The 20,319-nt window shown below is 40.6% G+C and carries 12 protein-coding genes and 1 tRNA gene; 5 read left to right on the plus strand and 8 right to left on the minus strand.

Features of this window, described 5'->3' with window-relative positions; genetic code table 11:
• Positions 1–124 precede the first annotated feature (124 nt).
• From ACUR5C_RS13255 to ACUR5C_RS13270, 4 genes are all read left to right on the plus strand, one after another.
• On the plus strand, positions 125–1,720 hold the full coding sequence (locus ACUR5C_RS13255; RefSeq protein WP_454465651.1) for a DUF4331 domain-containing protein: 1,596 nt from the start codon (positions 125–127) through the stop codon (positions 1,718–1,720).
• 76 nt (positions 1,721–1,796) lie between these two features.
• The gene (locus tag ACUR5C_RS13260) at positions 1,797–2,300 is read left to right on the plus strand and encodes an Ig-like domain-containing protein (protein WP_454465652.1); all 504 of its coding nucleotides are present in this window, start codon (positions 1,797–1,799) and stop codon (positions 2,298–2,300) included.
• 172 nt (positions 2,301–2,472) lie between these two features.
• On the plus strand, positions 2,473–3,468 hold the full coding sequence (locus ACUR5C_RS13265; protein ID WP_454465653.1) for a hypothetical protein: 996 nt from the start codon (positions 2,473–2,475) through the stop codon (positions 3,466–3,468).
• On the plus strand, positions 3,461–4,615 hold the full coding sequence (locus ACUR5C_RS13270; RefSeq protein ID WP_454465654.1) for a HupE/UreJ family protein: 1,155 nt from the start codon (positions 3,461–3,463) through the stop codon (positions 4,613–4,615). Before ACUR5C_RS13265 ends, ACUR5C_RS13270 begins: the two co-directional genes overlap by 8 nt.
• A 77-nt stretch (positions 4,616–4,692) precedes the next feature.
• Here the strand turns inward: ACUR5C_RS13270 and ACUR5C_RS13275 are convergent, their stop codons facing one another.
• The 8 genes from ACUR5C_RS13275 to ACUR5C_RS13310 all read right to left on the minus strand — a co-directional run bounded on the left by ACUR5C_RS13275 (position 4,693) and on the right by ACUR5C_RS13310 (position 15,513).
• A complete protein-coding gene (locus ACUR5C_RS13275) occupies positions 4,693–7,773 on the minus strand; it encodes a ligand-binding sensor domain-containing protein (RefSeq protein ID WP_454465655.1) in 3,081 nt (1,026 codons plus the stop codon).
• Between the two features lie 118 nt (positions 7,774–7,891).
• Entirely contained in the window at positions 7,892–8,824 is a 933-nt protein-coding gene (locus tag ACUR5C_RS13280; RefSeq protein WP_454465656.1) for a D-2-hydroxyacid dehydrogenase, read from the minus strand.
• 27 nt (positions 8,825–8,851) lie between these two features.
• Positions 8,852–9,757, minus strand: coding sequence for a tRNA pseudouridine(55) synthase TruB (gene truB / locus ACUR5C_RS13285; RefSeq protein ID WP_454465657.1), 906 nt, complete (start codon positions 9,755–9,757; stop codon positions 8,852–8,854).
• 65 nt (positions 9,758–9,822) lie between these two features.
• Positions 9,823–10,209, minus strand: coding sequence for a 30S ribosome-binding factor RbfA (gene rbfA / locus ACUR5C_RS13290; protein WP_454465658.1), 387 nt, complete (start codon positions 10,207–10,209; stop codon positions 9,823–9,825).
• Between the two features lie 115 nt (positions 10,210–10,324).
• The gene (gene infB / locus ACUR5C_RS13295; protein ID WP_454465659.1) at positions 10,325–13,003 is read right to left on the minus strand and encodes a translation initiation factor IF-2; all 2,679 of its coding nucleotides are present in this window, start codon (positions 13,001–13,003) and stop codon (positions 10,325–10,327) included.
• A 24-nt stretch (positions 13,004–13,027) separates the two neighbouring features.
• Positions 13,028–14,521 carry a transcription termination factor NusA gene (nusA, locus tag ACUR5C_RS13300; RefSeq protein ID WP_454465660.1) on the minus strand — a complete coding sequence of 498 codons (1,494 nt, stop codon included), beginning with the start codon at positions 14,519–14,521 and terminating at the stop codon, positions 13,028–13,030.
• A gap of 140 nt (positions 14,522–14,661) precedes the next feature.
• On the minus strand, positions 14,662–15,117 hold the full coding sequence (gene rimP, locus ACUR5C_RS13305; protein ID WP_454465661.1) for a ribosome maturation factor RimP: 456 nt from the start codon (positions 15,115–15,117) through the stop codon (positions 14,662–14,664).
• 319 nt (positions 15,118–15,436) lie between these two features.
• Positions 15,437–15,513: transfer RNA gene (locus tag ACUR5C_RS13310), tRNA-Met, on the minus strand.
• Between the two features lie 100 nt (positions 15,514–15,613).
• On the opposite strand from ACUR5C_RS13310, the gene ACUR5C_RS13315 reads away from it, so the two are divergent.
• Positions 15,614–20,218: an EAL domain-containing protein gene (locus ACUR5C_RS13315; RefSeq protein ID WP_454465662.1), complete on the plus strand. Its 4,605-nt coding sequence runs from the start codon at positions 15,614–15,616 to the stop codon at positions 20,216–20,218.
• Positions 20,219–20,319 lie beyond the last annotated feature (101 nt).

The following is a 20,319-nucleotide window of genomic DNA, read 5'->3' on the forward strand; positions in this document are numbered from 1 at the left end:
GCCGGTTGGCATTATACCCAAGTTGCCAATGAAAAGGCGCAGGGCAATTTATTAAATTAAATTGCATCCAAGTTACAGAGTTAAGCGTATCTCTTATACATTCACCCAATAGCAAGGAACAAAAATGAAAACTTCCCTACTCGCAGGTGCCGTATTGGCATCCTTTTTAAGCGGATTGACTGTTAATAATACACAAGCATCGAGCCATCGTGAAGCGCCAAATATCACGCGCTACCCAACTTTAGACTCAAGTGACTTTTACTTATTTAATAGCTATGAAGAAGGTCGAACCGGCTATGTCACTTTGCTTGCAAACTATATTCCGCTTCAAGATCCGCAAGGCGGCCCTAACTATTTTGCGATGGACCCTGCCGCAATTTATGCTATTCATATTGATAACGACGGAGATGCTATCGAAGATCTATCCTTTCAATTTAAGTTTTCACAAGCGCTAGCAGACAATGGAAAAGGGATTAAACTAACCGTTGGTTCAGCAGGAAATCAGCGAGATATTGCTATTCCACTTAAAAATGCTGGCGGTTTAAGTGCAACCAATACAAGCTTACTTAACTTTCACGAAAGCTACACATTAACTTTAGTAGAAGGCCCTAGCGCTAGTGGGAATGCAACGCCACTGTCGTCAACAGAGGGTGCGACCCGTTTTACCAAACCTTGGGACTTCATTGGTAGCAAGACTTTTAGTTCTGCCACAGCCTATCAAGCCTATGCCGATCAGTATGAATATGCACTTAGTATCCCTGGGTGTAATTCAGCAGCCAAAGTTTTTGTGGGACAAAGAAAAGACCCATTTAGCGTCAATTTAGGGGAAACGTTTGATTTAGTTAACTATGTACCGGTAGAAGGCGATAGCGCTCCAGGTGCTGGAGATGGCAATGGGTTTCCTGGCGGCATCACTCAAGATGAACAAAATGACGACTTACGCGGTAAAAATGTCACCACACTCGCGCTAGAACTACCAACGAGCTGCGTTATCGGAGATGGCAACGGAGTGATTGGCGCATGGACAACCGCGAGTATTCCACAAGCGCGCATTCAAAACCCGAATGCAACTTTTGCTAAGCCAGAGGTTAACGGTGGTGCAATGGTGCAAATTTCTCGGCTGAGTAATCCCTTAGTTAATGAGTTAGTTATTGGTTTACCAGACAAAGATAAGTTCTCAACTTCAAAGCCAGTAATGGATGGACAATTTGCCGATTATGTTACTCACCCAAGCTTACCTGAATTACTTAATATATTGTTTAAAGATGCAGTCAATGCCACTTTAGGTACTAGCTTTGAAACAATCGCACCAACCAATTTTCCGCGAACTGACCTAGTCGCGGCTTTTTTAACTGGCTTTCCTGGTGTTAATCAACAAGCGACGGTAACTGCGGCTGAAATGTTGCGCTTAAATACTGCTATTGCCGCAACGCCGAGTGCAGCTCAATCGCCTTTAGGGGTTATTGGCGACGATTTAGCAGGCTTTCCCAATGGCAGAAGACCTGGAGATGATGTTGTCGATATTGCTCTTAGAGTAGTCATGGGAAGACTTTGCCACGATATTCCAGTTGCCGGTACAGCTACTAATTTAGGTTACTGTGAACCATCCGATGCAAATGTTGGTAATGCCCCATTCACCGACGGTGCACCTTTATCTGCAGCTCAAATCGATAGTGAGTTCCCTTACTTGTTAACGCCGCTTGCGGGTTCACCCAACTAACTTTCGGGTCAAAAAGGCGTAGCCGTGCATTGGCTACGTCAAACTTACTTTTTGGATAAACAATTTGGAGCCACTAATGAAAACGCAAGCTTTAACGTCCCTCACTTTGGTCAGTCTATTTTTGGTAGGCTGTAATAACAGTAAAACGCCCGACATAAAAATCAACACTCAACCGGTAGCACAAAGCGATAATATTTTAACGTTTACCGATACCGCAGTTTCTAGTCAATTTGTTGCTGAAGATGCAGACGGTGATGCGCTAACCTTTATTGTTGCAACACAGCCTATCAACGGGTTTTTGGTGGTAACTGAGCAAGGCAACTACACCTATACGCCCAAGCAAGAATTTACTGGTGAAGATCAATTTACTTTTCGCGCATTTGACGGCACAACCTACTCAAAAAACGCGACGATTAATGTCACTATTGAACGCAAACAAGAAGTGTTCAGCGCTTATAGCCGGGCAAGCTTTCAACAAGCTTCTAATAGTCAGCCTAGCGGAGTCAACGGACGTGACTTTACTCAAGATGTCATTTCAACAGACGAATTTCAGGACTTAGTCGACAATGGCGAACAATAATATTTTAAATTTTACAATCTCAAAGCTAGTCGCGCAATTTGCGCTGCTAGCTTGCTTGGGCCACTCGAGTTTGCTGCTCGCTGAAGAAAGCGGCAAATACTGGAGCCCCTCTTCTAATAGCGCCGTTGTTGCCTCAGTCTCAAGCCAACGCGAATTGCCCAAGGAGCTACAGATGCAACTACAACATTATCATCAAACAGCAAATAGCAAAGGCGCTGAAAATATAGTCTCCGGATTAAATTTGGTAGAGTCCTATTTTGATTTTGCACAACTGCCTGGCAATAGCATTTTTTACGACTATGCTGAGTCCATTTTATTGCCACTTATCAAAAAGCTTAAACTTCAGCCTGAGTTAATCAGTGCCCAGCAGGTCGAGCGATTAAATCTTAGTTACGCTAACCTACTGCAACAGAAGCATCAGTTTGACTCTGCGCTCAACTGGTTAGCAAAAATTTCAAAAAGCTCACCAAGCTACCCTCAGTCTCAACTTATTTACTCGCGCATAAAGCTCATCCAAGGAGAGCCTGAAGCAGCATTAAATGCCTGCAAAGAGTTAATTGGTATCAGCCAACTCAGTTTCGCGCATATTTGTATGCTTGAGGCAAAATTAATCAAAGGCGAAGTAACGCAGAGCTATCAAGGTCTTGTAAAAATAAAGCAACAATCAACTAACTGGAATATTAATACCCAACGCTGGGTTCACACTTTGCTTGGGGACGCTAGCGCCTTGCTTAATAAAAGTCAGCAGTCTCAAGATTATTATGCATTTGAACTAGGGAGTGCTCCGGTGAGCCAGTGGCTACTTTGGACTAACCAAGCTGAAGCAAACCAAGACTTTATTAATATATACAATAAGCTTGAAAATTTAGCCGAGAGTAAACCTCAATTAGAGGACAGCCTATTATTACGACTGGCAAGAGCCGAAAAATACACTAAAAATAATGCCGTATTTTGGCAAAATAAAATTACTCAAAAGATGCTGCTAAGGGAGAAGCGAAAAGACAAAGACCACGCGGCTGATTTAGCTTATTTTTACATCTATTTAAACCCAAACCCAGTTAAAGCATTAATGTGGGCAGAGTTAAATTGGGCGTCAGCTAAAGAGCCTATGGATAAACAGCTGTTAGATATTGCACAAATGATTCAAGGAGCAGCGTCTAATGGATAACAATAAATTTATATCTATAGGAGCAATATTACTACTCCTATTGCTGTCACCGCTTAGTTATGCACACCAGTTAAGTACTGCTCATTTAGACTTAGTTCAAAACTCAGCAGGACAACACTCGGGTAGACTCAGCGTTTCTTTCGCAGATTTAGAAAAGTTTATTGGCATAGATAATAACTTTGATGGCAAAGTGACTTGGGAAGAAACCAATGCAGCCCGGCAAAAAATTATTTCCTATATTGAGTCAAATACTAAAGTTCAAATCATTGTCGCGCAAGGTGCCGCCAAACTGTGCAGCATTAGTTTTAATCACGCGTTTAGTCTTACTCAAAAGTACACCGAAACATTACTATCTATTCCGTTAAACGTAGTGTGCCCTGCGAGCCATGCTAAAGCGTCAGCGATTCAATTAGACTACTACGCATTTATTGACACTTTAAATCATCATAAATTATTGCTTTCCTGGAAAGCAACCAATCAACAACAAGCATTACTAGATAAAAATAGTCATTCATTTAAATTAAAGCTAAACAATGACTCTGCGTTATCTACCGCCAAATTTTATTTTTGGCAAGGAATTTTGCATATCTGGCTCGGGTTTGACCATTTGATTTTTGTATTGCTGTTGATGCTTCCATTGGCTAAAACTCTTTTCACACTCAAGCCAATGGTTGATTCACCTAGAGCGCTCCTGCCGCTTTTAATACCTAGCCTAAAGCTAATCACAGGCTTCACGGTCGCACATTCTATCACCTTATGTATCAGTGCATTTGGCTGGAGTAGTTTACCTATTAATTGGGTCGAAGCGGGCATTGCGTTTTCCGTTGTACTAACGGCATTAAATGTGGTTTTTAACTGGGTTAAAAATATTTTTTGGATTACCTTCGTCTTTGGTTTATTACACGGCTTAGGATTCGCCAGTGCACTTGGCAATTTAGGTATTAATCAAGAGCAACAACTAATCAGCATACTCTTGTTTAATCTGGGCGTAGAAACCGGGCAAATATTATTTATACTTGCATTAATGCCAGTGTTTATTGTAGCTCGAAAGGTTTCGATATTACGTAACTATGCCGTTAATGCGTGTGCGACATTAACTCTTGGCATTGGGCTTTTTTGGTTTTTCGAGCGCGTTGGGGTAGTTTAGGCTTAACAAATTCTATTCCAATACCTTACTCATTTCACCTTACCTTAATCACCGCTAGTTAAAGCATTTGGCTTTAACTAGTTTGACTCGCCCCAGCTGGTAATTTGTTGTAGCCGCCCATGGGCTAATTCGTCGGCAAGATTATCCTTCACTTTAAACAGTAAATCTTTGCTATGCGGCGTTGTCTCTGTAGCTCTAAAACACGCCCATCCATTACGGCCGTTTTCTTTAGTTAAATAAAGTGCGTGATCAGCAAGTTCAACCGTATGCTCCCAGCTTAGTTTGCTGATATCATCGCTAAAGAAGGGGTAAGACACAAAACCAATTGAGCAAGTTAAAGAAATAACTTTGCCTCCATCAATTGCAAACTCTGTTGCTTCGATAGCCGCTCGTATTCGCTCAATAATAACTGTCGTCATTTTACTTGGCATTGGCCTAAACACGATAATAAATTCTTCGCCACCCCAGCGTACGGCATAGTCGCCTTCTCTAATTTGGCCTTTTATAACCGCTGCGAATTTATGCAGTACATCATCACCCGCTTTATGTCCGTAGGTATCGTTAATGTTTTTAAAGTGATCGATATCTGCAATCGCAAAAACCATTTTTTCACCGGGCTGTTCTGCTGTTAGCTGACGTTGAAAGTGGGCTAAGTCAGCTGGCATTTGACTTGCTAAATAACGACGGTTTTTAAGTCCAGTAAGTTGATCGGTTTGGCTAATTTCTTCTAAAGCTTGAACAGCCTGGTGCAATTTTTGATTTGAAACTTCAAGCTGCTGAGTATGACGTTTGATTTCATTTTCAAGCTCTATTTTTTTTAGTTTTAAACTTCTGGTACGTTGTTGATGCCAAGCGTAAACCATAAAGATCATAAGAATAAATGCAGAACTATAAAACCAATAAGTTTCATAAAAATTAGGCAAGATTTCAAAGTTCAATTCAGCAATTTGCGGATTCCACTTTCCTGCGTTATTGGCTGCCATCACTTGCAGCACATATTTACCCGGTGATAAGTTAGTATAATTAACCCGACGTTGGAGTCTGTCTTCCGGGGTACGCCAATCATCATGGTACCCAAGCAAACGGTATTTAAACAGTACGCTTTTAGGATCTCTAAAGCTTAACGCGGTAAAATCAAAACTCAAGTCACGCTCATCTGGCGAAAATGTTGAATTAAAATTTTCATCAACACTAACCCACCGGTTATACTTTTTCACTCTTTCAATAATAACATTAGGTAATACCGAGTTGAGTTTAATTTGATTCGTATTTAGCTTAACAATGCCATCTCGGGTTGGATACCAAAGCATACCATTTTTTATAAACCCTTTTGCGTTGCCAGCACCGTTACAACAATAAGCCTTTTGACTGCCCAGTAAGCCTCCACTTTCACTTAAAAACATATAGCTTGAAATGGTATCTGAATTTCCATTAATGTAGCTGAGCATATTTTTTATACTAATGCGATAAAGCCCTTTAAATCCACTCACCCATAGATAACCTAAGTCATCTCTAAGCACAGTAAAACTTTCATTTACCGGCAGGCCGTCTCGCTCTGTAATGTTGACCCATCGCTGGTTAACCAATATAAAAAGGCCATTCGCGATGGTTGAAATCACTATTTGGTTATCATTTAATTCTAGAATACCGGTCACATCAATACCTGCCGGAAGCCCTGTAGATAGACCATAGGGAATCAACTCATCCGCTATTAATTGATAAAGACCATTTTGAGTGCCGACTAAAACCTTACCATCCATTAATTCTGCAATAGGTCGAACAAATAACTTTTGGCCTTTAGTTGTTAATAGTGGCTTAAGCTCAGCCTCGTTATATTCGTATAGTCCATTTGTAGTACCCATTAACAATCGGCCAGACTGCTTAATTCGATAAATACTATTCACTTGTAGCGTTGACAGAGTTTCAGAAAACTTTACTGGGACAACTTTTCCTTGTTTTAAAAGCGAAACGCCCGCTCTACTACCTACCCATAAATATTCACCTTCTTGAAAAAGGGTATAAGCCGTAGGGTGAGTTAGTTCATCTGATGAAGCAATGGGGATAATGGCTTGTCCATTAAAGATAGATAGTCCCTGATTTGTGCCAACAAAAATATTATCATTATTAGTATCGGGTAAAATAGACCAAACGAGCGGTTCGTTTAAGCCAACATCAACACTATAGCGGCTAATACGGCCACTCCAAATTCTTGCCACGCCATCGCGATAACTTCCAACCCAAAGATTTTTCTCATGGTCTTCAATAATGGTTTGAATTTGCTGAAAGTTGTGATTATTGTCATTGCCGACATGCTCAACAACTTGACCTTCTCGTATTCGGAACAATCCTTTAATTGTGCCGACCCAAACGTTTTTATCAGAATCCTGATATAGGGAGTCTACCGGGTGTTTATAAATCGGCGTGTTCTTAAACACTACTTTTACCGATAATTGATTAATATCAATTTCTAACAACCCCTGAGTAGTACCAGCCAATATAACTTCACCAACTTTTATCATTCGAGTAATTCGCGCGTCACTAAAAACTTCGGGTAGCTTGACAGTTGTGGTTCGCTTTTTTTCTAAAAAACTAAATTGCCCCACCTCACCTAACAATAGCGATTGGTTAGCAGCGAAAAGACTATATGTTGGCTGAGTATTTTCTCGAATTAGTACTTGGTTGCGCGCGTCAAATCGAAACAACCCTTGAACAGCAGCAACCCAAACATCACCTCGATTATTTTCAATTACTTGATAAATATTCAAAGACATAGGCTCTTGATTAGGGCCCGGAAAATATTGAATGGCTTTAAACTGCCCTTTTGCGTATTTGACTAAGCCTTTATAAGTACCTATCCATAGTCGAGATTGGGAGTCATTGTAAAGCGACTGAATGAAGTTTCCGGTGAGCTCAGGCGTGTCTTCGATGCTGTAAGTTTTAAAATTAACGCCGTCAAACTTGGCTAATCCTGCCTGGGTACCAACCCAAATATAGCCTTGATCGTCCTGCGCTAAACTATGTACACTAATTTGCGGAAGCCCTTGCTCAATAGACCAAGCATCTAAAACGTATTGATTAAATGGTTTATCTGCATCTAATGCATAACAGCTAGCGACCCCCCAGCACATAAGCATCAGTAATATTTTTTTAAAAATCATAGACTTCCAACAACTAAAGTTATCATAGGCTTTTATTATTTTGTTTAGTTACAACACAATTAAGTGTAGAAGTTAGCGCCAAATAACTCAAATTTAATGCTTTGTTGCCTGCCAGATTCTATGTGGCATGCTTCAAGTGCTGGATATTTTCTGCAACGGCTTGAATCAATCGCTGCTGGGCTTGAATACTGCCCCATGCAATGTGGTGTGTAAGGGTTAAGTTTTCTAGTGGCTGCAACAAGGGGTGTGACTTTTCTGGTGGCTCTTGTTCTAACACATCGACAATCGCATGCTGTAAATGTCCAGATTTCAACACTTCAGCAAGATCACTTGAATTTACGATAGGTCCCCTCGCTGTATTAATTAAAATAGCGCCTTTGGGTAAACTTAATAAGCGGTCGCGATCAAATAAATTATTCGTCTCTTCTGTCAGTGGGCAATGAATAGTAAAAATATCAGACTGAGCTAAGCAGTCGTCCAAACTGACTCTTCCACAGCGCAAGGTTAAGCAGTTAGCGCGCTCTGCAACAATCACTGTCATGCCAAAAGCGAGCCCGATTTTTGCTACCGCTTTGCCTAGTGTGCCGTAGCCATAAATGCCTAGTGTTTTGCCTGCAAGCTCATGAATAGGAAAGTCAATTTGGCAAAAAGTTGAGCTTTGCTCCCAAGGCTTTTGTTGTGCGTTTTCTAGGTAACTATCGACCCGATGTAAATGATTAAGTAAAAAAGCAAAAATATATTGAGCCACTGATGCAGTAGAATAACCAACCACATTCATAACGCGGATTCCTAAACGCTTAGCGGAGTCTAGGTCAACATTATTAGTACCAGTCGCGGTTATGCAAATGAGTTTGAGCTTCGGTAGTGCAGCTAAAGTAGCTTGATTAAGTTGCACCTTGTTAGTGATAATTATCTCTGCATCTAGTGCTCTTTCGACTACATCTGCTGGGGCGGTTGTTGGATAGCAAGTGAGCTCTCTGACTTCGTCGGCTAAACTTTGCAGACTAATACTTGAATCTATGGTTGCTCTGTCTAAAAATACTGCTCGCATCACTTTGCCCTTGGTTGGTTAAAATAATTACCTTACCACTAACCGCTTAGGCGCAAGCATTAACTCGGTATCGACTTCTGCTAAACCTAAAAATTGCTCATCCTCATCGTACACTCGAATATAATCACCTTGCTCTAAGTCTGGATAAACCACAGAGTGACCATGGCAAAAGTAATGCGTACTATCGGCATCAAGAATAGCTGAGGGTAAATGAGAGACTGGACTATCCATAGGCAGTAAGTGACTGTCGAGCGAAAGACCTTGCTCTCTTTCTTGCTCTAATTGCTGTAACGAGACCATTGCCTCTACTGGGTAGTCAGCAACAAAACTACGATGTAACAATGTTACGTGAGCACCACAACCAAGAAGCTGGCCCAAATCATCAATAATGGTTCTTATATAAGTACCTTTACTGCACTCAATTTGTAGTTCAACCTCGTCGTTTTCAAACCGAAGTAGGTCAATTTCATAGACCGTAATATCTCGCGCTTCGCGCTCAATTTCTATCCCTTGCCGGGCATATTTATATAGCGGTTGGCCTTGAAATTTAAGTGCAGAAAACATCGACGGAACTTGTTTAATGTCGCCGCGAAAAGTTTCTATGGCTTTTAATAGCTGCTTTTTAGTGACATTGACAGGATGAGTTTCAACAATTTCACCGGTTGAATCACTCGTGTCGGTTCTTTCTCCCAGCTTACCAACAACTCGGTATCCTTTATCTGAATCTAACAAAAACTGCGAAAATTTGGTTGCTTCGCCTAAACAAATTGGCAGCATGCCTGTTGCAAGAGGATCGAGTGCTCCAGTATGCCCCGCTTTTTGTGCGAAAAATAAGTGTTTTACTTTTTGTAGCGCCTTATTCGAACTGATATCTTTCGGCTTATCCAACAATAAAACACCGTGAATACTGCGACCTTTCTTACGACGAGGCATAAATTCTCTCTAAATACTTATTAAATAGCGCTTAGTGGATAGGGCTAAACTTGCTTATCAAACGGCTACGAGCCTTCACTATTTTCGGTTTCGTCTTTATCTCGAGCCTGTTTAATCAAAGCTGAGAGCTCGCTTCCTCGTGCAATAGACGCATCAAACTCAAATTTGATATTGGGTACTACTCGCATTTTCATTCGCTTGCCAATTTGCGCTCGAACAAAGCCAGCTGCTTGGTTCAATATTTCTAGCGCTTGCTCAATTGACTTTGGCGACTCTTCTATACCTAAAAAGGTCACAAATGCCGTGGCGTAATATAAATCTCTCGAAATCTCTACCCCAGACACAGTTACCATGCCAACTCTTGGATCTTTGACCTCAAGTTGAACAATTTGCGCCACTTCGCGTTGAAGTTGCTCTGCAACTCGATCAGTACGTTTGAATTCTCTAGCCATAATGATACTTACCTAATTTAAAAGCTATAACGGCAAAGACAGGCAAAATGCCTGTCTTTGAAGTTGGCGTGGCTATGAATAACCACCCCTTATTTTGGAAAGTTAAAAAATTTGCTTAAAGCGTTCTAGCAACTTCAATAATTTCAAAGACTTCGATTTGATCGCCGACCTTAACATCATTGTAGTTTTTAACTCCAATACCACACTCCATGCCATTTCTGACTTCGTTGGCATCTTCTTTAAATCTTCTTAGTGACTCTAATTCACCTTCATAGATAACCACATTATCACGAAGTACGCGGATTGGATTACTTCGTTTTACGACACCTTCAGTTACCATACAACCCGCTATGGCTCCTAATTTAGGCGACTTAAATACATCGCGAACTTCTGCTAAACCGATAATTTGTTGTTTCTTCTCTGGCGAAAGCATACCAGACATTGCCGCTCTAACTTCGTCGATTAAATCATAAATAACGCTGTAATAACGTAAATCGACCCCGTCCTTTTCAACCGCTTTTCGTGCACTCGCATCGGCTCGAACATTAAAGCCAATCACTATCGCGTTTGAAGCCGCAGCTAATGAAACATCAGTTTCAGTAATAGCTCCGACCGCAGCAGTCAACACATTAACTTGTACTTCTTCCGTAGCTAACTCAAGTAAAGAGTTTTGAATCGCTTCCGCTGAACCTTGTACATCAGCTTTAACAACAACGTTGATTGATAAGGTGTCTTCGCTACCCATATTAGCAAACATATTTTCAAGCTTCGCTTTTTGTTGCTTAGCCATTTGAATATCTTTGTACTTACCTTGGCGGAAGTTAGCAACTTCACGGGCTTTTCTTTCATCTGGCACAACTGATATTTCATCACCTGCTTCTGGTACCCCAGATAAACCGAGTACTTCGACCGGAATAGAAGGTCCAGCGGATTTTACCGACTTGCCATTTTCATCATATAACGCTCTTACTCGTCCATAATGGAAACCGGCTAATAAAATATCACCAACTTTTAAGCTACCTGACTGAACTAATACTGATGCAACCGTACCGCGTCCTTTGTCTAAGCGCGCTTCAATAACAATACCTTTAGCAGGCCCCGTTGCAATCGACTTAAGCTCTTGCAGCTCTGCCACAATAGAAATATTTTCCAATAAGTCAGGCACGCCTTCACCAGTTTTAGCAGAAACATGCATAAACGGTACTTCGCCACCCCAGTCTTCTGGAAGAACGTCGTGTTGAGACAACTCATTTTTCACACGATCAGGATCGGCGTTTTCTTTATCAATTTTATTGACCGCAACAATTAATTGCACACCAGCCGCTTTCGCATGCTTAATGGCTTCAACTGTCTGAGGCATAACGCCATCATCTGCAGCCACAACTAATACAACAATATCAGTTGCATTAGCACCGCGGGCACGCATTGCGGTAAACGCGGCATGACCAGGAGTATCTAAAAAGGTAATCATTCCACGGTCTGTATCAACATGGTAAGCACCGATGTGCTGAGTAATACCACCAGCTTCTCCGTCGGCTACCGTTGACTTACGAATATAGTCAAGTAACGATGTTTTACCATGATCAACATGACCCATAATAGTTACAACCGGTGCGCGAGCTACTGCAGTACCTTCTTGAACACTAGACTCTAACAACTCAATTTCTGCTGCGTTATCAGCCAGCAACTCTACCTGATAACCCATCTCTTCAGCTATCAATTGAGCAGTCTCTTGATCGATGGTTTGATTGATGGTGGCCATAGTCCCCATCCCCATCATCGTTTTAATAATTTCAGTCGCTTTAATTGACATTCGCTGTGCTAATTCGCCTACGCTAATTGCTTCGGGAATGATGACAGTTTGCTTAGCTACTGCTGAGGTTGGCTTTTTAAAGCCGTGTTTCATAGATTTTGGGGCTACCATTGGTCTCCTTTCATCAGCGAGGCGTTTATCCTCTTGGAACTGACGATGAGTGGGTCGTTTAAATTCTGACAACATATCTGCGCCGGCCGAATCTGAGTCACGTGACTTTTTCTTCTTTTTGCGCTTTTTACGTCGTTCTTTTTCTGGCAGAGGAGCGTCAACAGGCGGCGCTGCTGTATACCCAGGCTTGCGATGAACTTTTTTCTCGGTGGTATCAGCTTTAGGTTCTGCCTTTTCTTCAATGACAAATTGTTCTTGTGCTTCACGTCGAACTTTCGCTTCAGCTTCTTCCATAGCCGCTTTTAAATGCGCCTCGGCAGCGGCTTTAGCTTCTGCTTCAGCGGCAGCAATCGCAACTCGTGCAGCTTCTTCTTGAGCCGCTTGTTTAGCTGCTAATTCTGCTTCTTCTTTAGAAACTTCTTCAACTGGCGCTTCATCTTTAGTTACTTTTTCAGCTTTAGGCTCTGGCGCAGCTTCCACTACTGGCTTTTCAGCCGGCTCTACTGGAGCTTGCGGTGCTGTAGCAACAACTTCTGGCTCAACCACAGGTTCATCTGAATCTGGACGTTTAACATAAGTGCGCTTTTTACGAACTTCAACATTAACTGTTTTTGACTTTCCGCCTGCGCCCGACATTTTAAGCGAGCTTTTGGTGGTACGCTTTAAAGTAATTTTACTGGGTGCAGATTGCGAGCCATCAGTTTCACCGTGGCTCTTTTTAAGATGCGAGAGCAAAAGTTTCTTTTGCTCTTCAGATACGACATCGTCTGGACCGGTCAAATCAACACCGGCACTTTTCATTTGTTCTAGCAGTTTATCGACCGGCGTACCGACGATTCCTGCCAATTTTTCAACTGTCACTTGTGACATAAAATCCCCCCAGAACCATGACGATTATTCGGCAAACCAAGGTGCTCTAGCGGTCATAATTAGCTCCGCAGCACGAGTTTCATCCAATTCTTTAATATCCACTAAATCATCCACCGATTGCTCAGCTAAATCTTCCATGGTAATAATGCCTTTACTTGCTAACACGAACGCTAAATGTCGGTCCATGCCTTCCATTGATAACAAGTCTTCCGCAGGCTCGTTATCTTCTAGTTTTTCTTCTGATGCAATAGCTTTGGTTAACAATGCATCTTTTGCTCTCGCTTTAAGTGCATCAATTAAATCATCATCAAAGCCTTCAATATCTAGCATTTCAGAATGTGGTACGTAAGCCACTTCTTCGACCGTAGTAAATCCTTCTTGAACAAGGACTTCTGAAAGCTCTTCATCAACATCAAGCTCTTTAACGAACAACTCGATAATGCCTTGGCTTTCTTCTTTGGTTTTATTGCTCGCTTCTTCAATGGTCATTACGTTTAATGTCCAACCTGTTAGCTGACTTGCTAAACGTACATTTTGACCGCTTCTCCCAATAGCTTGGGCCAGTTGATCTTCAGCTACAGCGATATCCATAGTATGTTTATCTTCATCAACAATAATAGAAGCAACTTCTGCTGGCGCCATAGCGTTAATAACATACTGAGCGGGATTATCGTCATATAAAACGATATCGATTCGCTCACCAGCAAGTTCGCCAGACACTGCCTGTACTCTAGAGCCACGCATACCAACGCACGCCCCAACTGGGTCTATTCGTTTGTCATTCGTTTTAACTGCTATTTTAGCACGTGACCCCGGATCGCGAGCAGCCCCTTTAAGTTCAATGACTTCTTCTGCGATTTCTGGCACTTCGATACGAAATAACTCAATCAACATTTCAGGCTTTGCTCGGCTAATAAATAGCTGAGGCCCACGAACTTCTGAGTTAATTGCATACAACAGGCCGCGTAAACGATCACCCGCTCTTACTGCCTCTCTCGGCATCATTTCTTCTTTTGGAATAATGGCTTCAGCATTACTACCTAAGTCTAAAATAATAGAATCTCGGTTCGTCTTTTTAATGACTCCAGTGACTAGCTCACCAACTCTCGACTCAAAAGCTTCAATCACTTTTGCGCGCTCAGCTTCGCGTACTTTCTGAACAATAACCTGTTTTGCAGTTTGTGCCGCAATACGGCCAAAAGCGATAGATTCAATTTGCTCTTCAACGTAATCGCCCGCTTGAACCGTCGCATCTTCGTATTGCGCAGCATCTAATGTTATTTCCGCTAGCGGATTTTCTAAAATACCAGACTCAGGTTCAATCACGAGCCAACGGCGATAGGTATCATAATGACCTGTGGCACGGTCAATTTCGACACGAACATCAATATCAGTACCATGCTTCTTTTTAGTTGCGGTCGCAATTGCAGCCTCAATAGCCTGAAATATAATTTCTCTGTCGACGTCTTTTTCATTCGACACCGCATCTACAACTAACAAAATCTCTTTATTGTTCATAACTCTATCAGCCTCAATAAAAACCGAAAACTTTCAACTTAATGGACTTCACAACCGAAACTTTCGGTAACTGAAGCACTACTAATATTATCTATAAATAAAAGAATTAAGCGCTTGTTTTAAAAATAACTCTTCTAGTACTAACTAAAATCAGGAACCACGTTAGCTTTATCGACATCACCAAACTCTAAAGTGTATTCTTCGTTGTCTACACTTATGACTAGTTGCTCGTCTTTTGCAGAAATTAATGGACCTTTAAATTTTCGTCTGCCATTAACGCCTACGTGACAACGTACCTGAATTTGATGTCCAACAAACTGCTCAAAGTGAGCCATAGTGAATAAAGGCCTTTCCATACCAGGAGAAGATACCTCTAACGTATATTGGCTTGCAATTGGATCTTCAACTTCCAAAATGCCGCTCGCTTGGTGGCTTACACTAGCACAATCATCAACATTGATGCCGTTAACATGATCAATATAAACTCTTAAAATTGAGTGCTTACCTTGCCCAATATATTCAACACCAATAAACTCATAACCTAAAGCTTCGGCAGCGGGCCTTAACATTTCAGCCAATTTATCTACTTTTGCCATATTTAATCTACCTAAACTTAACTTTCATTGGGTGTTTTTCAAATTCCACAAACAAAAAATGGGCACATAAGGCCCATTCTTGAATACTGCACGAGACTATCTAATCACTTGTTTACAGCTTGATCAAGTTTAAACCTTAGGTTAAAACGCCCAAAACATGCAATGTTTGGATGATCAAATTACAAGCCAATAACCAGAAAGACACCTTATTAATTAGGGTTATCATAAGTTTTACCTAAAACAAGCTACTTTGTACCAGTTTTAGTACTTTTTAACAACCTATTAAAAAGCCCCATAAAGGGGCTTTTTAATATAAAATTGGTAGCGGGGGCCGGATTTGAACCAACGACCTTCGGGTTATGAGCCCGACGAGCTACCAGACTGCTCCACCCCGCATCAATGTGGACGGCATTCTATCGGAAGCTTTTCACAATAACAAGTACTATTATCAATTCATTTTGAAATAAACAGTACTTTCGGCTTTATTGCCTAGTTTATGAACGATCTAGAGGAAAAATCAGCTATTCTGGCAACCTTTATGACAGTATGCTTTAATCCATTCATGCTAACTGCCGTCAAATTAAAAACTATGCAGCGAAATAACACTTTAATCAATCTTACCTTCGTTTTTGTTTTGCTTTCCTGCTTATCCTTTAAGGTTGCTAGTAGCCCACCTTTAATTAATGAAAATTACGGCAGTGGTATTCTTTCACAAACCGGACTACGCCATTTTTCAACCTTAAACGGGCTTAGCCAAGATACCGTTAATAGTTTTTATCAAGATCATCAAGGCGTCATGTGGGTAGGCACAGACTCTGGGCTAAATAAAATAACCGGGCGGCAAGTGACACTTTTTCAGGGGCCTGAAAATAGTATAAGTAGCGTCAGCATCAGCCAGATAACCTCGGATAAGCAAAACCAACTGTGGTTTTCAACTTTTAAAGAAGTCTTTAAAGTTTCTCCTAACTTACAAAATGTAGAAAGATTTTCACTTCCAACCCCGCGGTTCAGTGCTAACCAAGCAAACTATATAGTGAAACTGCTTCCCGACAACCAAGGCAACATTTGGATTATCGAGAAACTCGGAATTTATAAACTGGATGGTGAGAATAAAGAAGTAACGCGCTTTGATACACTGAATAGTTTACTTAAAAAAGGACTAAAAATTAGGTTTGCAGCCAACGCTAACCAACATATTTGGCTAGGAACCAACCTTGGGTTGTATCAGTTTAATAAGCAGCGTGCCACAATAAGCAAAATTTCCCTGCCACAAGAGCTAACCCAAGATACGCTTTACGATGTAATTGAGATTTCTCGCCAAGAGATGTACCTAACGACTAACAGCGGCTTTTACCAAGTCAGTGATGATTTAGCGGGTCGTTTAACGCTAAAGCAAACCTTACTTTCCGATGACTCAATTAATACCGTCAGCTTTAACACTAAGCATATTTATATTAGCAGTGGAGATAAAGTATTTTGGTATAACTTGACCACCAAAAAAATCGTACTACTATTCGCGCTATCTGAAATTCTACCTAGGTATACTAATTACAAAATTGAATCCTTATTTGTCGATAATCAGGGGCTGCTTTGGATAGGAACCGATAGCTTTGGGGCGTTTTTATGGAATCCCCAAAGCCTCCACTTTAAATCCCTTATTAATTTAACTCAAAATATTTACACTAAATTAAGTAACAACACGGTTTGGAATTTTGCTGAAGATCCGCCCAATGTACTTTGGCTTGCAAGTGACAATGGGCTCAATAAAATCAATCGCGCTCAGGGTACAGTAGAGCACTTTTTAACCGCAAAGCAAGTTGAAGGTAGTCAACTTCCTTCTCGATTACTTTTTATTCTTAATGACCTTAACAACCTTTGGATAGGTAGCGAAAACGGGATTATTCAATTTAATAAATCAACCGAAAAAAGCGAGCTTTTTAAACCCAATAGCGAGCAAGTGTTTTTTATTTACTCAATGGCAAAAGGACCTCAAGGTAATCTTTGGATTGCTAGTGACTTAGGGCTTTACCGATTTAACCCCACGACTAAGAAGTTTAGTCAACCGATTCACGGCATTAACAAAAACCGCTCAGAAACAATTACCTTAGTAAAATTTCTACAAGGCAAACTTTGGATTGGCCACCCAGATAAGCTTGAAAGATATGACTTTGCAACCAATACTATCGAAACCATTGCAAAATTCGATCACCCTAATATTGATGAAGAATCTGCACTTACAGATATCTACTTACAGGACAACTTCATTTGGGTCTCACACAATTCGCAAGGCCTATATTTACTTCAAAATGGCGCCTCGGGTAGCAAAGTTGTTAAACACTTTAATCGTAAAAGTGGCTTCCCAGACAATGTAGTGCATGCAATCCAACCCCATACAAGTTTTCCAGACCGGTTATTAGTAAGTACGCATGTGGGATTAATCGAACTAAATACTACAACTCATCAATGGGTCCAGTTTGGATTATTCGACGGGTTACCTTCCAACGAATTTAATGAAGGCGCAAGCTTAAAAGGAAACAATGGCGAGCTGCTTTTTGGTTTGGCAAACGGATTTATTGAATTTAATCCGCAACATCTCAAGCTCTCATTAGAGTCACCTAAAGTCATCATTAATAGTTTAATTGTCGGCAATGAAAGAAGCGAACAAAATTTAGAAGACTGGCATTTAAGTAACGTAAAAATGAAGTCAGATTCAGATCTACTCTTTGTGAATGTTTCGGTACTAGACTATATGACACCCGAAAGGTGGCATTATGAATACTGGTTAAGCGGAGATCGACAGACTGACCCACGCACCCAAAAAAGCAACAAAATAACCATCGCTAATATTCCTGTAGGACAATATCAACTCAATATTAGGCCCATTATTCCAAACTATAAAGTCTACCCATCTGTGACTCAGGTTAATATTGAAGTGGTAAATAATAAAGTATCCAAACAACCTTTGCTGTATTTAGGTTTTGCGATCATTATACTTATCTTAAGTTTTTATCTTATTCAACGAATAAAATTCAACCAGCGCTTAGCGAAAGAAAACAAAAAGTTAAGCTTAAGCGAACAACGCATAAAAACAGCCTCGATAGACAACTTTAGAGGCGTTTGGGAGTGGCAACTGCAAAGTCATTCAATAGACAATTCAACAATCACTTTATTGCGGCCAAATAATGAAAGTTTAGTGTTAACCTTATCTCAATTTAAAGCTTATATTTTTGAAAACGACCGCGCCAAAGTTAAAGCTGCTTGGGAAGCGCTATTGAAAGGAAAGGAGAGCGAATTTAATCTTGAGTTTAAAATTTATTTATTTGAACAGTGGCGTTGGTGCAAAGTTTTTGGAAAAATTTCTGAACGCCTAAATACCGGTAAGCCTTGTCGAGTTTCTGGCACTTGGTTTGATAATTCTGCCGACAAAGAAGTACTTAACCAACTAAGTATTTATCAGCAAGCAATAAATTCAACAAGAGATATTGTTTTTATATTAGATGAAAAGTTCACTATCGTATCGGTTAATGAAGCATACCAAAAACTTACCGGCTACCCGGCCGAAAAAATAATAAATAGAAGCTTTATCGAGCTCGCTAATCGCCGCCTCAACAGCACCCAGCTAGCAGAGCTAGAAGAACAGCTGGTTTATAAAAAACAGTGGCAAGATGAGGCTAGCATGCCAATTAGCGGTGGTGCAAGCTATGCGGCTGATATAAGAATAGATGCCATTGAAAACGCAACTTATAATGCCAAGTATATTGTTTTAATCACTGACATTAGCTCGTTAAACAAGCGGTTCGAAAGCGAGGTTCAAAATTCCTACTATGACGATGTAACAGGACTACCTAACCAAGTATTGGCTAGTGACCGACTCTCTCATGCTATAGCGCACGCCAGGCTGCATCAAACTCAAGTGGGCTTACTCTACTTAGATTTAGATAAGTTTAATTTTCTTAATCAAACTTTAGGTAAAAGCGCAGCAAGAGAAATATTAGTGACCACAAGCAAGCGGATAAGAAGCACACTCAATAAAGACGATACCTTAGCCAGAATCGAAGGCGATAAATTTCATATTATTTTTGAAAATGTCGAACAAATAGAGCAGCTTGCTTATCAGGCGAGTCAAATTTTAAGTGAGATATCTAGAACACAAAAAGTAGCCAATACTAACGTTAATCTTACTGCAAGCGTTGGTATAGCCTACTACCCACACGATGCAAAAAATTCAACCAAGCTTGTTAAATGCGCCTATGAGGCAATGAAAACCGCTCGGGCTGGCGGCACTAATCGAATTAATTTTTTCCATAGAGAAATTAATCAAAGAGCGCTTGACCGTTTAGCCATGAGAGATTCGCTGGAAAGAGCATTAGATGGACAACAGCTTTATTTAGTTTTTCAACCAAAGTTTGAATTAAATAACCAGCTACTCGGTGGATTCGAAGTCTTCGTTCGCTGGAAAACCGAGCAAGGCAATATTGTTTACCCTTCACAATTTATAAAGCTTGCTGAAGAAATTGGCATTATCGACAGACTAACCGAATGGCTTATTGAAAGCGCGATTAAAACTTTAGCTAACTGGAAAGCTCAAGGCGTGACTTCGACTTTCTCGATAAACGTTAATCCAAAATATTGTCACAAGCCGGAATTTTCTGAGCTAATTTTAAGCAAACTAAAAAAACATAACATCGCTCCGTTATGCTTACAAATAGAGCTGAATGAGAAAGAGTTTTCACAAGACTTAACGCAAAATTTAGAGTTAATCCAACGCTTGAAAAATGGTGGCCTGAATGTCACCCTCGATGACTTTGGCACCGGCAATACGCCTTTAAACCATTTAAAACAAATTAATGTGAGCAGCATTAAATTAGAGCGAAACTTTATAAGAAATATTGGTAAAGATGTTAACAATGATCTTTTATTAAAATCTATCCTTCAATTAATGAATGATTTGGGCAAGTCAACGGCGGCCAAAGGGATTGAATACGAGTCTCAATTGAGCTTTTTAAAGCAATATGGTTGTCAGTTTGGTCAAGGCTATTACTTTTCAGATCCACTGAGCGAAGAAAAAGCTTTACACCTAGCGCTGAATAATAAAGTTTAAATTGGCGGTTAAATTTTTAAAGCGAGATTTTCTTACTATCGTAAAAAATTAGCTAGGCTCGTTAATCGGCCTAGCTAAATCTAAAAGCATTTAGCGAAATG

It is taken from the genome of Aliikangiella aequoris (genome assembly GCF_053709105.1).

Excerpts from the sequence above, each read along its gene's own strand:
- ACUR5C_RS13255 (WP_454465651.1), top strand. The coding sequence starts at position 125 with ATGAAAACTTCCCTACTCGCAGGTGCCGTATTGGCATCCTTTTTAAGC.
- ACUR5C_RS13260 (WP_454465652.1), top strand. The coding sequence starts at position 1,797 with ATGAAAACGCAAGCTTTAACGTCCCTCACTTTGGTCAGTCTATTTTTG.
- ACUR5C_RS13265 (WP_454465653.1), top strand. The coding sequence starts at position 2,473 with ATGCAACTACAACATTATCATCAAACAGCAAATAGCAAAGGCGCTGAA.
- ACUR5C_RS13270 (WP_454465654.1), top strand. The coding sequence starts at position 3,461 with ATGGATAACAATAAATTTATATCTATAGGAGCAATATTACTACTCCTA.
- ACUR5C_RS13275 (WP_454465655.1), bottom strand. The coding sequence starts at position 7,773 with ATGATTTTTAAAAAAATATTACTGATGCTTATGTGCTGGGGGGTCGCT.
- ACUR5C_RS13280 (WP_454465656.1), bottom strand. The coding sequence starts at position 8,824 with ATGCGAGCAGTATTTTTAGACAGAGCAACCATAGATTCAAGTATTAGT.
- truB (WP_454465657.1), bottom strand. The coding sequence starts at position 9,757 with ATGCCTCGTCGTAAGAAAGGTCGCAGTATTCACGGTGTTTTATTGTTG.
- rbfA (WP_454465658.1), bottom strand. The coding sequence starts at position 10,209 with ATGGCTAGAGAATTCAAACGTACTGATCGAGTTGCAGAGCAACTTCAA.
- infB (WP_454465659.1), bottom strand. The coding sequence starts at position 13,003 with ATGTCACAAGTGACAGTTGAAAAATTGGCAGGAATCGTCGGTACGCCG.
- nusA (WP_454465660.1), bottom strand. The coding sequence starts at position 14,521 with ATGAACAATAAAGAGATTTTGTTAGTTGTAGATGCGGTGTCGAATGAA.
- rimP (WP_454465661.1), bottom strand. The coding sequence starts at position 15,117 with ATGGCAAAAGTAGATAAATTGGCTGAAATGTTAAGGCCCGCTGCCGAA.
- ACUR5C_RS13315 (WP_454465662.1), top strand. The coding sequence starts at position 15,614 with ATGAACGATCTAGAGGAAAAATCAGCTATTCTGGCAACCTTTATGACA.